This window comes from Pseudomonas sp. 10S4 (genome assembly GCF_034344865.1).
GTDB lineage: Bacteria > Pseudomonadota > Gammaproteobacteria > Pseudomonadales > Pseudomonadaceae > Aquipseudomonas.
In genome coordinates this window covers 2,747,933-2,761,950 of the sequence record NZ_CP133774.1, presented here as the reverse complement: position 1 = coordinate 2,761,950, position 14,018 = coordinate 2,747,933, and the positions used below count along the sequence as shown (strand labels likewise).

Sequence of the window (14,018 nt, the reverse complement as noted above, 5' to 3'; positions counted from 1 at the left end):
CGTAAACGTCAGGTGACCACATTGTTTCAAGGTCGCTCAGCTGCCGCAAGCCAATCACTGACACCTGAAACTCCACGAGACAACAATTCGTCCTGCACCGAAACGACACGCTGAAGCATCGCTCCTCCATCGGTTTCTTCCCATTCTTCCGCTTCTGCAAACAGTCGGGTAAGTAACTGAGTGAAATTTCCACCATAGTCGTACATGTGTGCGCCTTTCTCTCGCACATAGTCAAGGTACAGTTCGAAGACCGTAAGAGCTTCCGCGGGATCTCGCTGCGCAGTGGCGCTTAACCATTCATCTAGACCATAGATATATGCATTGGCGCCATCGCTACTCGCCTCACGAGAGGCGAAATAGCAACGGATGAGATCAGAAGGTACGCCCGTCACATCACTACGAAACAGCTGGCTCATTCGCTGCACGACAGCGCTGACTTGCGAACCGACGGACAAGCCATATTCAAGACCCGCAATACATTGGGTACGATACCTGCCGAAGTTCTGGGCGTTCGCCCAGACGGCTGAAGCTCCATGCCATGCAGAAACTTCATTTATTGCAGACAACTCAATCATTAGCTCGGAAGTACGACCGTGATGAGGTAAGGCGGCTAAAGCGGATATTCTTCCCCAGGTCTCGAGATCCTCACCAACCCCTCCAAGCGAAGACGCCGCAACCATTTCGAAACGCGCTCAAAATCATTATGGTAAGCGTAATAGAGACATGGCTCCGCCCCTCCCCACAGCCCAGACGTGCTGCCTTTCATGCAGCGATCGAACAAATCCAGCCCACGTTGGAGTCCAAACTCTGCAGGTACGCCAAGCGCCGAATAATCACAGCGGCTATAGCCGGATCTCCCTCATCAGCAAAATCGAACAAAAGTCGCAGTAATGCGTCAGGCAGCGGTGTACCATCCTCCAGCAAGTTAGTAGCCAGAATCACCAGCGCCTCGGCAATATGCCCACGAGCCATGTTGATCCCAACATCAAGATGGTCGACCCCATCACCACTGATAGACACCTCCTCACGCATCTTCAAAAATTCCGCCCCCAAACTAACCAGGCGTTGAACCTGGTCGACGTCCTCAATCACATGAGCACATGCGTTCAGAGCGTTCGACGCAGCGCGGTTCTGTCCCCAATATTTTGCATTGTAACCAAGCTCGTGAATGATCTTTCCTGCCAACGTAGGTCCATCTACAGCGACAAATGGCACCCAGGAACTCTCAGACCGCAAATTGCCGTGAAGATGAGCTAAGCAATTACCAGATCCGCTCATGATTGCGTCGCGAAAAAGTGGTGCAATGTCATCCCAACTTTCCAACATAATTCCCAAAAAGCGATCTGGATCACGAGACGCTGCCTCTCGAAGCATCGAGGCAACTTCATCCTTACCGCCGATCAAGTGTTCTTCAAACGCACGCTCGTATCCGGCGTAGTGCTTTAGGAGCCGCAGTACTCCACGGTTACTCGTTTCGAGGAATACGCTATATGGGAAAGGCGCTGAAACCATCCCACTCCAAGCCCGAATTGGCGGCGCATTATTGAAGATTCCCTCGCGCTCAATTACTTCTTCAAGTAGCAACTGAGCGTTTATCGGACGCAAATGACATGGAATACATGCAATAAGCCGCGCCTGAACACTTCGCCTCCATAAGATCTCTCGCTCGTCTTGGTCATCACACTCAGCAATAGCGAATACTGCCGCGTTCACAGTGTCCTGTTGGCTCGAATCAAAATGAACAAACACAACCTTGGCAAGACAACCAAGCTCGTAGAGAAACTCGGAATCCTCCAGAGACTGATCACAGAACAATCGTACTGAAAGATCGGCATTGTGAGACGGGGCCTCTTTGCACGCGAGTATTCCAAAATAGCGCAACGCCCCCTCATGGCTGAGACAGAGCCGTTCACGATTGCCTCGCCACCATTCTGAATCAAGTGAAGCATGGTTGAGCACAGCCGCTTCAATTGCGCTCATAAGTAGGCTATCTGCCTCTACATGCTGGAAATCGTCTTGGGTGCGAATAGCCCTATACGAAGTACTCCGCAAGAATCCCGAGCTGTCAGCTGCCCACTCTCCAATTTCAGATATTCTGAATCGGCTCCAATCTTCTATAGAATGAATTGCAAGATTCAATAGCTCTACGGAGGATTTCATACGCTCGGCAATGTAATGCTTGCATTGATCACCGAACTCATAATCTTGCCACCTAAGCTTTGCGCCAATATGGTGAAGATCACGCACGTCATCCTCAGTAACTCCACCGGTAACAAACGTCCACAGCACCTCATCTGATAAGAGACCGACGGCGATGCAACGCGCGATGGATCGCCCAAGGTGGCTATGCTCATGCACAGGTATACGAAGAAGCGCCTCCACCAACTTCACGGTAAGAATTGCATGTTCAGGCGCTACATCGGACAGCAAGTACCCCAGCCTGCTTGCAACAAGGCCTTGATCCATCCAGTCGGCCTCAAGCAGTTCGGTCCAGAATGGCAAGACCAATAATGGAGTCTGATTGACCCACACTGAAGATCTGTGCAGATGCATCATCAGCGCTTCTTGGTCCCGCTCAGCCCTCAGCACAGGTACTAAATGCGTAAACCAGAACTCGCCCCACTCAACCGCCTTGCCTTGCAAATAGATGACCTGAAACACATCATTACAATCTCTACGGAGATCACGAAGTAGCGGCCAGTCATCATTGTGGGGCGGTCGATCAGCGAATGATTCCGCCACCAGGCGACGCACATGGAATGAGCACTTCCCCATAAGAACAGCGCGCAACTGAGTTCGAAACACCCGACGATCACCGACAGCCAACTGCGCTACGAAACTTCGAATACTCGGCCTAATGAATGGCGCAGGTGACGAGCTCAGGATAAACCCGTTCAATGTCACTCCCCTTCGAATGGCTGAGCTGATCACTAGCACATCAAGCAAAGTCTGGTGGCCAAACCCCACCCGGCCGTCCAAAGCTTGATGTAGCACGTTGTGACTGAGCAGTACACGCAAGACACTTTGCAACCCACCGAATCGCTGAGCAGGGATAGTGAGGCTGCGAGTACGAAGCATCTCGTCCGCGACTGACTCTATTGCTTCAAGCGCTACATCGCCCAATCTCGCGTCTGCACGAACCAATGTATCCAGGTAACGCTGCGCCAGCGCCTGGCTAGTCACAACACTAAACCCGCCCTCCAACTGCGCAAGCTCGATGAAGATCGCGAGTTCCCGATGATTTTGAATGAGTGCGCGCGTTGAGACGTCTATTCCTGCAGTATCAATATCAAGTGACTGAAGCAACGGCAGCACTTCGCAGTCCCAATCCAAAGGTTGGCAAGCCAGCTCACACTCCCACACTCGCGCTGCCAGACGACGGTCGTAGCGACGGTCAAAATCACGGCAGGCCGTCAGTACGGTCACGTTCTCGATCAACAATAGCCTGTCGATTTGTGCCAAGAAATACGTTAGTGCCGCGTGCTCGCGCGAGATTGACAGTACATCGAGCGAATCAACAACAATGACAACGTGAGCTTTGTCAGCAAGACGAGCAACCTTTTCCACCCAGTCTTCGCATAAACCCTGAGCCTGGCGATCCTGTGCAGTCGCAAGGTCAGCAAACTCTCGAGACTGGATGAACAAAGACACTAATGAGCTATCACATTTGGCTCGGAGTTCCAGTGCTTCTTGCACAGCTAGAAGGGCGCACGTTTTTCCCGATCCTGGCAGCCCAGTGAGCAGGATAGAGCGCTTCTTATTGTGAATAGCAGAAAGTAAATCATCAACGACATGGCTTGGAAGCCGCCTTCCACCTGTTTCGCGCCGCCAATTCCGTCCAATAGCAGATACGTCGTTAAGCGAGGCGCGAATTTCAGACTCGTCCATATGCGGCGCAAGCATTGACCCTGATTGTTTAAGCAGCGCAACGAGGTCCTCCCTCGTCAATCGATGCTGAACAGACGCCGCCTTTGAGCCGACCGAGGGCAGCCGCGAGCCCAGTTGATCGAGACGGTGCCAAAGGGTGTCGTAGGCAGTCTGCACATTGGTTGCCAGAAGACGCAGCCGCTCTAGCAAGGCCCCTTCAAGATCACTGAAATCATCTGTGTTGTGGAAGGTAGTGCGGCCTAAGAAATCATAGGTAGTAAGCGATACGGTGGTGTTGAAGGTACGGCCCAAAGAGGCATCAGTTGTCGCATGCTCCGCTGTAAGGCTGTCTAGGTAGCTCTTCTCATCGGGCTGCGTTGCACAATGCTCTCGCAGCTTAGCCACGAGACCGAACGTACCCCGCGAATAGAAACGCACCTCTGCGTTCAAATCCCCCGCTAATAGACGGGACGCCTTTTCAAGCTCACTTGAAAGATCGACAACTGTCCACGGCTTGAAATCAGGCTGATTTTTTTGCACTGACAGCAAATGATCGATCCATCGGCCTTTCCGATAACCACGTCATCCACTAACCAACGAGTGGAATCAACCTCCAGCCATTGGTACTCGGCGTCAGAGAGAATCGTTATAGCCCATCGCATAGCGATCAGTGTCTGATAGCTATCCCCTCGATTTGAACGAACACCGGCAAGACTCATTGGTTACCTAAGGAGTGCATTAATGAAAGACCTTGCATCAGAGGAGTGACCACAGTCGCCATAAAAAAGGTCTATCACGCGATGCAGTTTCAAGCCAAATTTCCATACCTTTGCTTTTAAACATCGGTGCGGTCCTCAGCGGAGTATCAGTATCAGAAAGCTATCACAGACAGCACACAACGACCTATCATCGAGCGAAGCCCTGCATCACTCTTGCTGACACAAACCCTCGCCCATTGATGTAATGCATGGTTATCAGGAGGATAATTTGACGGGTTTTTATTCAGATAAAACTGCCGAATACGCGCTAGTCCCGAAGTTTGCTGAGCTACTCGCACCATTGGGGACCGTGGTTCCTATCGCCTTCTCTGGGCGACGTGAAAATACCCTTTTAGGTCTTGAGTCTATGACAGGTGAAAGCTTTCGCTTAGTCGCGTTCTTCGCTCGGAGACCGAAAATAGATAAGGTTGGATCTCGTCGAATTCACGGAACGATATACGAGAGATTTTTCTGGGTGTCTCACCAAGCAGCACTGATGGGCGTCCCAACCTTTTGCGGCATTTCGCTGACTAACAATATTTTTGATCAAGCCCGCGCTCAGTCGCTCTGGTTTGACATTACCGAGTTGCCGCGTAGAGAGGATCAAAACTTCATCTGTGACGTTAACGAGAACCTACAGCTTGAGCGGTTCTGCGGCCAGATTCAGCCAGCAGAGCGAGCGACAATTCAGGCGCGTGTATTGGAGGGCCTAACGTTCGACTGGAAAGAAGCAACGGACATTATGGCTACGCTGCCTGGGATCGCCGATATGTACCCTCAACCCCGTTTCGGCTTTCATTCGCACAATTGGCGTTTGAGACCAGTGTATTTTGCTATTCGCATTACCTGAAAGCTACAACGCGCGTTTCAGAGCGCTGGGATTTTCCAAGGGCTGCGCCCTCAATGACTTGAGTACAAAACGACTAGCTGAATGCCCTCCCCGGTACAGAAGATGTTACCTATACCAACACGCAGGTAGAGCAAGGAGGAAAAACCACGCACGATTTATGTGATACTGATATAGCATTTGGCCAGCCCAGGGAAGGATATGACTGCTAGGCATCCGCAACATCCTCAATACATGCCGATTATTAAGTGGCAACAATTTGAGCAGTATGCTCTTCAAGGTCTGGATGATCGATTCGTCGAGGCCACTCTCCCCTGCATCGAGGTCCGTAAAACGACTCAACACTTCGATCTTATGCAGGGCCTGGGCAAGTATTGGAGACACCCTGCACTGATCGACTATGCAGACCCTGAGGGCCGGCTCTCAAGCGCCCGAATGGTAGAGTTTGATGCTTTTCTCCGACACGCAGGTGCTCATAGTTATCCTGTCACGCCCGTAGTCGATTCCAGAGACATGACTGAGCTGTCTGATACGCTTCAGCAGGCGCTGAAGCCATTTCAGGTCATCGCGCTACGAGTCCGTGCTCCAGGGCTCGGAGAGGCAGCAGGCGTTCTCGAGCAAGCAAAGAAATCGCTGAGCCTAGCTAAAAAACTAGGGGTTTCGGTCCGGCTGATTGTTGACTTGGGCATCACTCCAAGAGAGTGGACACGTAAGGATACTGATCGGCTCACAGGAGTCCTGCGCGAGATGCAACACGAAGGGCTGCTAAGTCTGCACCTTGCCTCGGGAGCCTTTCCTATTTCACTAGCGAAAGTTCAGGTCGGGGAGTTTGACCGAAGGGACTGGCAACTCTGGAAGAATATTCAGGATAACGCGGAGGACCTGGTGATCGGCTATTCCGACTATGGGGTGATATCACCGGAATGGACGGAGGAGACGCTAACAAAACGTGGGGGCTGGGTTGCTATACGCTACGCTCGCCCTGACGACTGGCTCGTACTGCGTGCTGATGGCAACAGTAAGAAGCACTCCGAAGAGTTATCGGTTCTGTTTTTGACAGTCTACGAAGATAGCTTCAAGGGAAAGCGCTACTCAACAGGAGATCACATGATCGCAGTGAGAGCGGATAAATCCACTCCTGCTCGCCAAAAGAAGGCTGGTACCTATCACGTCACTGAAGGCTGGATTCACCACATTGCGGTGGTGATCACAGAACAGTATTGAACAGGTCTGGCTCAAAGTGCTCGATACCTTCCGCTCTGCGAATCAGGTAGCTCCGAACTTGGGTGCGTAGCTCTTCCACACTAAGCATGTCTGCGAGATGCGCGTGGATTAGGTATAGGCTTTTGCTCTTCCACCCTCGGACCAACCCCAGGTCACCCAGTAGCCTCAACGCCTCGTCCCGCTTCAACAGACTGGCCAGAACCTGGGGCTCATGTCGCTTATTAGGCTTGGCGGCACGAATCATTTTAAACGCACCTTCCTCTGTGCCGGGAACCACCATGATGCCCCACCACAAAGGAAGAAGTGGGAGGGCCTTTTTTAAGTGACGCTCTGCGGTAACCAACGTAATGCGGTCAAAAACGCGCGCATACCGGGAACCTTGACCGATCAAGCGCCTCAGCGAATCCGTTTCGCTTTTGATCTCATAGCAGTGCATCTCGTGCACATCCACCAAGTCTGCTCGGACCTCTCCACCATTGAGTTCCAACTCTTCCAAGAAAAGGTTGGCCATGCAGGCCTGGGTTGATCCGAGGTGGGTAGTTAGGGCTCGCTTGATCTCGGTTTCACGCATTGTTGATGCTCTTACGTAGTGTCTATGGCCATCCTGGGCAACGTAAAATTTTATATCAAAGCTGTCCAAGCCAGGGGAATAATATCCGCTTCAGGACTTTATAAAAAAATGCTAGGTTATGCGCTTGGAAAAGCGCTAAACCCGTTGACAGATGGCAATTGAATTCCGACGCACCTTCGCAGGCCAATGCCTTACCACCAGCGTAGACATCGTCAACGGTATAGGAATGGGCAGTCCACACCCCGTCTGATCCTACTCAACAGGCGAAGGCGTGAAAGCAGGACGCTTCATTCATCACGCAAATATTGAGCTGAATGAGACTTCTCGGCCCCGCAGAGCGTAGGAGTTTTGATGAGCGGAGAGCACAGACAAGCATGCACGGCGCCTAGCTGACCTGCTTTTCCCCCATACCGAAGCCTGTATACGGAAATGAAGCATACCTGAGCAAAGGAGGGTGTGATGCAAGATACAACTCCTATGTCAGCTAAGGCAGCTTTTGAAACACTAAAAGCCGCAGGTTATCCCCGAGCCTACGTGGAAAAGCTGCTCCCCGAATGGTGGGACAACAGCCTTTTTAAGTCTGCAGCGGGTGTTATGCAATTCGCGCTCATCCTCAAGCAGCGATTAGGTCTGAATGTGCATATCGATACCGGCGGCGGCCTAGTCATAGATGCGGAGCCCGCCCATTCCCGCTTCAAGCATCGCAGCGATACTCGTGAAGCCGAGTTGAATGTGGCTGCCAGTTTGGGAGTTGCCCTGAGCAAACTGGCCCTGTTCTGCACCAAACAGCCGTATTCCCAGTTACCGACCGATCCTCGGGCCGTTCGCGAAAAAATCTTGGCCATTTCGGGTAGAGATTACGTCGACTTCGCTGGCCTGCTCGATCTGTGCTGGATGTCCGGAATACCGGTACTCTTCTTGAGTAGCCTCCCGAAAACCAGCAAGCGAATAACTGGGATGGCTCTGAGCATCGAGGGGCGGCCAGCTATCGTGCTCGGTCTGCAGCATGGTCAGCACTCCCGCCAGCTCTTTGTTCTCGCCCATGAGCTCGGCCATATCCTTTGCGAGCATGTGAATGGAGATAGCGTGCTTATCGACGAGGATCTCATTGAGGTAACTGATACCTTAGCGGGCTCAAAATTTGGACGTAAGGACGCAGAAGAGAAACAAGCGGATACGTTTGCACTATTGCTGATCCGTAATTGCCACAGCGACACGACTGTGGCGATTCGTGCCGACTCCGCGGTAGCGCTGGCTTCAACTGCTGCTTTACGTGGCCGTGAACTCGGCATTGATCCTGGCCACCTCATCCTCTCCTATGCAAAGACTCATGATGACTGGATGCGGGCAAATATGGCACTCGGCTACAGCCGCTCACAAACCAATGCGCTGGAAGTGATTGAGGAAAGGTTTTTAGCCAATACAGATCTTCAGCGTCTCAGCGACGAGAATCGTGAGCACGCCTTGATCATTCAAGGCTTTCACGAGTAAAGCACTTGTATCTACTCGACAGTGATGCAGCCCGAAAGCTCTGCCAATATCTGCTACTGGATGAGTTTGCTGAATCCCTTGATTGCAGCTTCAGAGACTTCGCGGTACTTCCCCAGCTAAAATTTCAGTTAGCCATTCAGCACGACCAGAAAGCGCTCAAAAAACTAGGCAGTCGAGAAGCGGTCTTGCTCGCACAAGCGTTAATTTGTGCTGCTGTGGAGATCAATCTAACACCCGACGCCGCTAACAACCTGCTTCAAATGGACCGTCCAGATATCGATTCTGGCGAGGCTGTTCTGTTCGCAGCCCTCTCACAAGGCAATGACGACAAGATGGTAAGCGGGGATAAGCGGGCGTACATCGCCTTATCCGGTATTGAGGGGTATCCAGTGGTAGACGCGCTATGGCCTCGGCTGATCTGCCTCGAAGAAGCAGTACTGCTGATTTTAAGGCGCTATCCGTTCGAGCTGATCTCGGATCGGGTCAGGGCTCGAAGTGATGTGGATATATCTATGCGGATGGCGTTCGGAAGCTCCGCTGCAAATTCGCAGCAAGCAGTCACACAGGCGCTCGAGAGCTATCTGGGAGATCTGAGACGTTCCACAAATGGGAAATACCGGTCTTTTTCAGATCCTCACCCATTCTGAACGACTTGCTGGTCAATCTTGAGACGGAGGACTGAATGAACTCGAACGCCCTGCTGAATCAGATTGGGTAAAACAGTTGCTCAAGTGTAAATCTTATTCAAACCGGTATTCCAAACAAAAACAATAAGCTATATAAATCAGGCGCTTAGTGTTTATCGAGTGCCTTTTTTGTGCCTGAATGGGTGGTTTTGGCTCCGTTATGCCAGCTTAATGACAGCGTCGATCGCTTCTCCGGTTCGTATTTTCCTTCCAGTGATTTGTAATGTCCCTACGCGTTGCTACGCTCTGAGCAGATGGCAAAGAGCCTTTAGGAACGTTATGAAGACGCTAGATTCCCATATAGAAATGGCGCTGGATTTCTACTGTAAAAACGTGCAGGCACACTTCCAGTGCCCCGTAGTCGCGTACGTTGGACAAATTCACCCAGGCGTTCAAGAATCCTTCGTCACAGCGATTGAAAGCATTGCCAATGGGCGAACGAAGCAAGACCCTGCTTTTGAGCAACCTGATCGGTTGGTGGTCGTTTTGACGACAGGGGAGGAACCGTTGAGACCGTGGAAAAAATGGTCGAAGTGATTCGTACTTTTTTCGGAGAAGTATTTTTTATCGTTCCAACGATGGCCATGTCGGCTGGCACGATTTTCTGTATGTCGGGCGATCGAATCTATATGGATTATGCTTCATCTCTCGGCCCCGTTGATCCTCAAGTACAAAACCCAGATGGGTACCTTGTACCAGCTTTAGGCTACCTCGACAAAGTCAACGAATTGATCAACATTTCCACCACTAGAAAACTAAGCGATGCAGAGCTCATCATGCTCCAGCGTTTGGATCTGGCTACTCTTCGGCGTTACGAACAGGCCCGTGATCTTTCCATCAGCCTTCTGAAGGAATGGCTGGTCCAGTTCAAATTCAAAGACTGGGTTACCCATAGAACGAACAACCCTGGCACGCCCGTTACTCCCGCAGAAAAAGCCGATCGCGCAGAGCAAATTGCCCGCGATCTTAGCGATAACAAGCATTGGCACTCTCATGGGCGAATGATTGGAATCAAAACTTTGACCAGCGGTCTTAAACTAGAGGTTGAGGACTATACGAACGATCTTACTTTACGCGAGAATCTGCGCGCCTATTCAGGCCTCCTTACGGATTTCCTTGAGAAACGGAGAGTTCCGGTTCTCATCCATCACCAAGTTAAATAGGAGCTCTCATGGATATCGAAAGCATGTTAAATCAAACACTTGGACGCGAAATGAAAACGCGGTCGGCAACTGAACGCGAAGAGCTGATCAGTCACTTCGAGCGGTTTGAGCAGCTTGTCCGCGACGGCATTGTGCAGCCAGAACCTTACGGGGTAGCCTTGGCTGGATCCCTCGCGCCTGCTCCAGCGGCTCTCGATTTCGCTGACTCTCCATGACTTTGATCCATCCTCTATTTTCTCTCACCTAAAAGCCCCGCTCATTTGTGGGGCTTTTTTTAGACAATCATTGCAGGTTAGCGGTGAAATCCTCTTGCACTCTTGGCACTTCAGAGCGAATTCAGCCCTCTATGTCCGTATCGCATATGACAATTCATTAGCGTGGCGGTGATGGCGAAACAGCCTTGTCAGTGATATTGTCACGCCACTATCTGAACGCCAGCTATTCGACGAGTCATCGTCGAGCTGCAACCGGCCAGTTGGGTAGCTGCCGCCGTCCTCCCTGGAAACACCGCGCGAGCGGAAAAAGGAAATAGGCAGAGATAGTCTGAACCTCCTTGCCAACTGCTTTATGAGACTGGGAGAACAGCTTCGAGGAGGGCATCCTATGGGTGTTGCTATTCAGGCTGGTTCAGCAGCTTTACCTGGGCGCCTCGCGGCGCTCGGTGGCGTAGTCAAAGTACTTTGTACGTTTGGACTCGACCCAGTAACCGCTGTTGTGCTGGGTCTCATCGCCGCCGTCGTTTTGGCGAAAGTGTAAGGCTAGGCTGCCGGGCGCGTGCGATTCCGGCGGTCGAACCTATGCTGATCTTGTCTGCACATGATCTGTTTCCTACTGACCTACTTACAGGATATGTAGGGAGCATGTTAATTTTCTCGACCTAAAATGTAGGTCATCACCCAATATCTCTTACTTACTGTTGACGCCAACGCCGAAATCACCCACGTGCCGAGGCAAGGCTGACCCATCTCCAAACCTGCACAAATTCAGCACAGACAATTATTCGCCGGGAATCAGACTGGGTCAGTGAAATCTCGGCAACTGGGTCAATTCGGCGTCGGCGGACTCACGCAGTTAACTGCCAACCATGGTTACGAGGTGTGCTGGTCAGATCGAATGCAGACGGGTGGCCAATTTCGCACGGCATTCCAATTGGTATTCCAGCCAAAAACTAAAACCGATATTAACTATATAAATCAACAACTTAATTAACAAATTCAGATTACCCCGGCCCACCAAATACGAAGCAAGACAAAACCCGCCAAGTGCGGGTTTTGTTGCATCTGGTGTATGACAAACCACTTCCCACCGCTATCCCTGTGGGAGCGGGCTTGCTCGCGAAGAGGCCGGCCCGACCGATGCAAAAATACCTGCGATCAAAAATGCTTCCGTTGCCGCAACCTTTCCCGGAGAAGCCCATGCACCAAGCCCTCCTTATCATCGACATCCAACCCAGCTTCGCCCCACCCCAATGGCTCATCGACGGCATCCAGAAATTGATCGGCACCCTCCCCAGCGTCGCCACCGTCGAACGCCATGACGAATCCAAAACTCCGTTCCAGAAACAACTCGGCTGGCACCCGGCACCGGACGACGACAGCCTGATCCAGGCTGATCGGATGTTCATCAAGCGCGGTTACGCACCGACGCCGGAAACCATCGAGTATTTGAAAAGCCTGAAGGTGGATCGGGTGCTGGTCTGCGGGCTACAAACCGAGACCTGCTGTTTGGCGGCTGGGTTTGCGTTGTTCGATGCGGGGTTGCAGCCGACGTTGATTACGGATTTGACGGTAGGGTCATCGCTGGATCGAACGGGCGGCTTAGGAGTGCGGCTTTGGGAGCATCATCTCAAAGAGACACTAACATTGAGTGAGCTGTAGTCGGCTCTACGCTTGAGTGGTGTTGCCCTTGCCGCTCCCCAATATTCTGCGTGAGCGCGAGGACTTAAAATTAACCGCACGCTGTACTGAGCGGGTGGACAAGCTTTGAGGCGTCGCGCGCCTCACCATCAACCGCCAAAACTCGTAGGAATTACACCTCACGCCCGTAGTTCGATTCTGAGAAATCAACGTCAAAAATATCGCTTTCGGTAAAATCTGATCCGTTATTTTCCTTGCTCGTGTTTATTCACAGTCCTAGGAAATTTCCCTCAAAACGCGTCGACTTCCATGAACTAGCAACCGCCACTCTTCACGGATAGCCTTCAGGTGTCGCTGCAAATCAGCGATCGGCTTTGACAGGCTGAAAACCGGCAACTTCCACTCCTTCTCATAAAACGGCATGCTTTCGCATGTGCAGTTTTTATGGCGGCTGTGCGTGGGGCATCTTCGGATGCACCGGTTTCCTGCGTTTCCGGTCTGTCAACCCGCGTACAGCTGCCACCCAATACTGTTTGACAGCAGCGCGGTGGCAGCTCCTCTAGCAAACCAGGAGCTACGCAATGAAGAAGATCACCCCGAATCCACCGGAAACCGATACCTCTTCGGAAACCGAAACCCTCGACATAACCCAACTCTCCGAAGCCATCCAACGTCGTGTCACCGCCCGCCTGCGCGACCCGAAACAACCCGATCCCGTGAGCCATATCTTTACCATCCTTCCTGACGTCGACTCGCCCACCCTGCTCGCTCACGCTAGCGAAACCCTGGCCTCGCTGAATGTCATGAGTACCGACCTTGCCGATCAACTCGAAGGCTCGCATCGCAACGTGGCGTTGGCGATCCAGCAATTGGCAGTGCTGGCAGAAATGTTGATCAACCGAGCGCTGGATAACCTCGATTCGCCAGAATCGAAGGTCAAGCCCGTCTGCCACTGAGTGGTCGCAATCGTTAGTCAGAAGGAGGTTTTGTCATGGAACGATACATGCCGATTACAGGCATAGACTGCAACGTGCCGTCGCTACTGATCGACACCCAAGCGCCGCTGGACGTGCTTCATGAATTGGCGGCCTACCGCATACGTACAGCGACTCAATTGCTGGAAAGCATTGCGGCAGACGAAGGCATTCACAGTGAGTTGACGCGGGTGTTAGTCACTTCGCTGCGCGACGGCTGCGATTTGCTGGATGTGGTTGGACGGCGATTGCAGAGGCTGGTTTCAGCCTAGGAAAGAAAATGGGCGGCATCATCGAGGTCGCCCATTTCCGATAAAGCGTGAATATAAATCTGAGTCTTCTCTAGAGACGCACGTCCTAGGAAATTTCCTTCAAGTTGTGTCGAACTTCATGAACTAGCGGGCAGCGATTCGGGGGATAACCTCCCGTTTTCGCTGTAGCCCGGCGGCGGTTTTAACAGACCGAAAAGCGTAGGGATCCCTCACCTTCCGGAGTTCCTCCATGAAAAAGAACGACCCAGACTCAACTGAAAACCCGATCGCAACCGTATCGGAAGACCTTGGTCCAACCCGAGTGTCCAA

At 51.9% G+C, this 14,018-nt stretch carries 11 protein-coding genes and 1 pseudogene; 9 read left to right on the top strand and 3 right to left on the bottom strand.

The window, feature by feature from the left end:
- Nucleotides 1–26 precede the first annotated feature (26 nt).
- Entirely contained in the window at nt 27–680 is a 654-nt protein-coding gene (locus RHM58_RS12670) for a hypothetical protein (RefSeq protein ID WP_322270517.1), read from the bottom strand.
- 82 nt (nt 681–762) lie between these two features.
- A complete protein-coding gene (locus RHM58_RS12665) occupies nt 763–4,407 on the bottom strand; it encodes an AAA family ATPase (protein ID WP_322270839.1) in 3,645 nt (1,214 codons plus the stop codon).
- A gap of 447 nt (nt 4,408–4,854) precedes the next feature.
- Between RHM58_RS12665 and RHM58_RS12660 the strand changes: the two genes are divergently transcribed.
- The gene (locus RHM58_RS12660; RefSeq protein ID WP_322270516.1) at nt 4,855–5,475 is read left to right on the top strand and encodes a hypothetical protein; all 621 of its coding nucleotides are present in this window, start codon (nt 4,855–4,857) and stop codon (nt 5,473–5,475) included.
- Nucleotides 5,476–5,673: 198 nt separating this feature from the next.
- Nucleotides 5,674–6,696, top strand: a complete 1,023-nt coding sequence (locus RHM58_RS12655; RefSeq protein ID WP_322270515.1) for a beta family protein — start codon at nt 5,674–5,676, stop codon at nt 6,694–6,696.
- Here the strand turns inward: RHM58_RS12655 and RHM58_RS12650 are convergent.
- Nucleotides 6,680–7,267: a sce7726 family protein gene (locus RHM58_RS12650; RefSeq protein WP_322270514.1), complete on the bottom strand. Its 588-nt coding sequence runs from the start codon at nt 7,265–7,267 to the stop codon at nt 6,680–6,682. The genes RHM58_RS12655 and RHM58_RS12650 overlap by 17 nt on opposite strands.
- A gap of 459 nt (nt 7,268–7,726) precedes the next feature.
- Here RHM58_RS12650 and RHM58_RS12645 point away from each other — a divergent pair, with 459 nt between their 5' ends.
- From RHM58_RS12645 to RHM58_RS12615, 7 genes and pseudogenes are all read left to right on the top strand, one after another.
- Nucleotides 7,727–8,758 carry an ImmA/IrrE family metallo-endopeptidase gene (locus RHM58_RS12645; RefSeq protein ID WP_322270513.1) on the top strand — a complete coding sequence of 344 codons (1,032 nt, stop codon included), beginning with the start codon at nt 7,727–7,729 and terminating at the stop codon, nt 8,756–8,758.
- A 5-nt stretch (nt 8,759–8,763) separates the two neighbouring features.
- The gene (locus RHM58_RS12640) at nt 8,764–9,405 is read left to right on the top strand and encodes a hypothetical protein (RefSeq protein ID WP_322270512.1); all 642 of its coding nucleotides are present in this window, start codon (nt 8,764–8,766) and stop codon (nt 9,403–9,405) included.
- Nucleotides 9,406–9,953: 548 nt separating this feature from the next.
- A pseudogene (locus RHM58_RS12635) lies at nt 9,954–10,607 on the top strand (SDH family Clp fold serine proteinase); the annotation flags it as partial.
- A gap of 8 nt (nt 10,608–10,615) precedes the next feature.
- Nucleotides 10,616–10,822 (top strand): hypothetical protein, encoded by a 207-nt coding sequence (locus tag RHM58_RS12630; protein ID WP_322270511.1) that lies wholly within the window; start codon nt 10,616–10,618, stop codon nt 10,820–10,822.
- A 1,200-nt stretch (nt 10,823–12,022) separates the two neighbouring features.
- Entirely contained in the window at nt 12,023–12,484 is a 462-nt protein-coding gene (locus RHM58_RS12625; RefSeq protein WP_322270838.1) for a cysteine hydrolase family protein, read from the top strand.
- 560 nt (nt 12,485–13,044) lie between these two features.
- Nucleotides 13,045–13,419, top strand: coding sequence for a DUF6124 family protein (locus tag RHM58_RS12620; RefSeq protein ID WP_201255125.1), 375 nt, complete (start codon nt 13,045–13,047; stop codon nt 13,417–13,419).
- Nucleotides 13,420–13,454: 35 nt separating this feature from the next.
- Complete coding sequence (locus RHM58_RS12615; RefSeq protein WP_201255124.1) at nt 13,455–13,709, top strand: hypothetical protein; 255 nt, start codon at nt 13,455–13,457, stop codon at nt 13,707–13,709.
- Nucleotides 13,710–14,018 lie beyond the last annotated feature (309 nt).

Excerpts from the sequence above, each read along its gene's own strand:
- RHM58_RS12645 (WP_322270513.1), top strand. The coding sequence starts at position 7,727 with ATGCAAGATACAACTCCTATGTCAGCTAAGGCAGCTTTTGAAACACTA.
- RHM58_RS12615 (WP_201255124.1), top strand. The coding sequence starts at position 13,455 with ATGGAACGATACATGCCGATTACAGGCATAGACTGCAACGTGCCGTCG.
- RHM58_RS12620 (WP_201255125.1), top strand. The coding sequence starts at position 13,045 with ATGAAGAAGATCACCCCGAATCCACCGGAAACCGATACCTCTTCGGAA.
- RHM58_RS12670 (WP_322270517.1), bottom strand. The coding sequence starts at position 680 with ATGGTTGCGGCGTCTTCGCTTGGAGGGGTTGGTGAGGATCTCGAGACC.
- RHM58_RS12655 (WP_322270515.1), top strand. The coding sequence starts at position 5,674 with ATGACTGCTAGGCATCCGCAACATCCTCAATACATGCCGATTATTAAG.
- RHM58_RS12650 (WP_322270514.1), bottom strand. The coding sequence starts at position 7,267 with ATGCGTGAAACCGAGATCAAGCGAGCCCTAACTACCCACCTCGGATCA.
- RHM58_RS12630 (WP_322270511.1), top strand. The coding sequence starts at position 10,616 with ATGGATATCGAAAGCATGTTAAATCAAACACTTGGACGCGAAATGAAA.
- RHM58_RS12625 (WP_322270838.1), top strand. The coding sequence starts at position 12,023 with ATGCACCAAGCCCTCCTTATCATCGACATCCAACCCAGCTTCGCCCCA.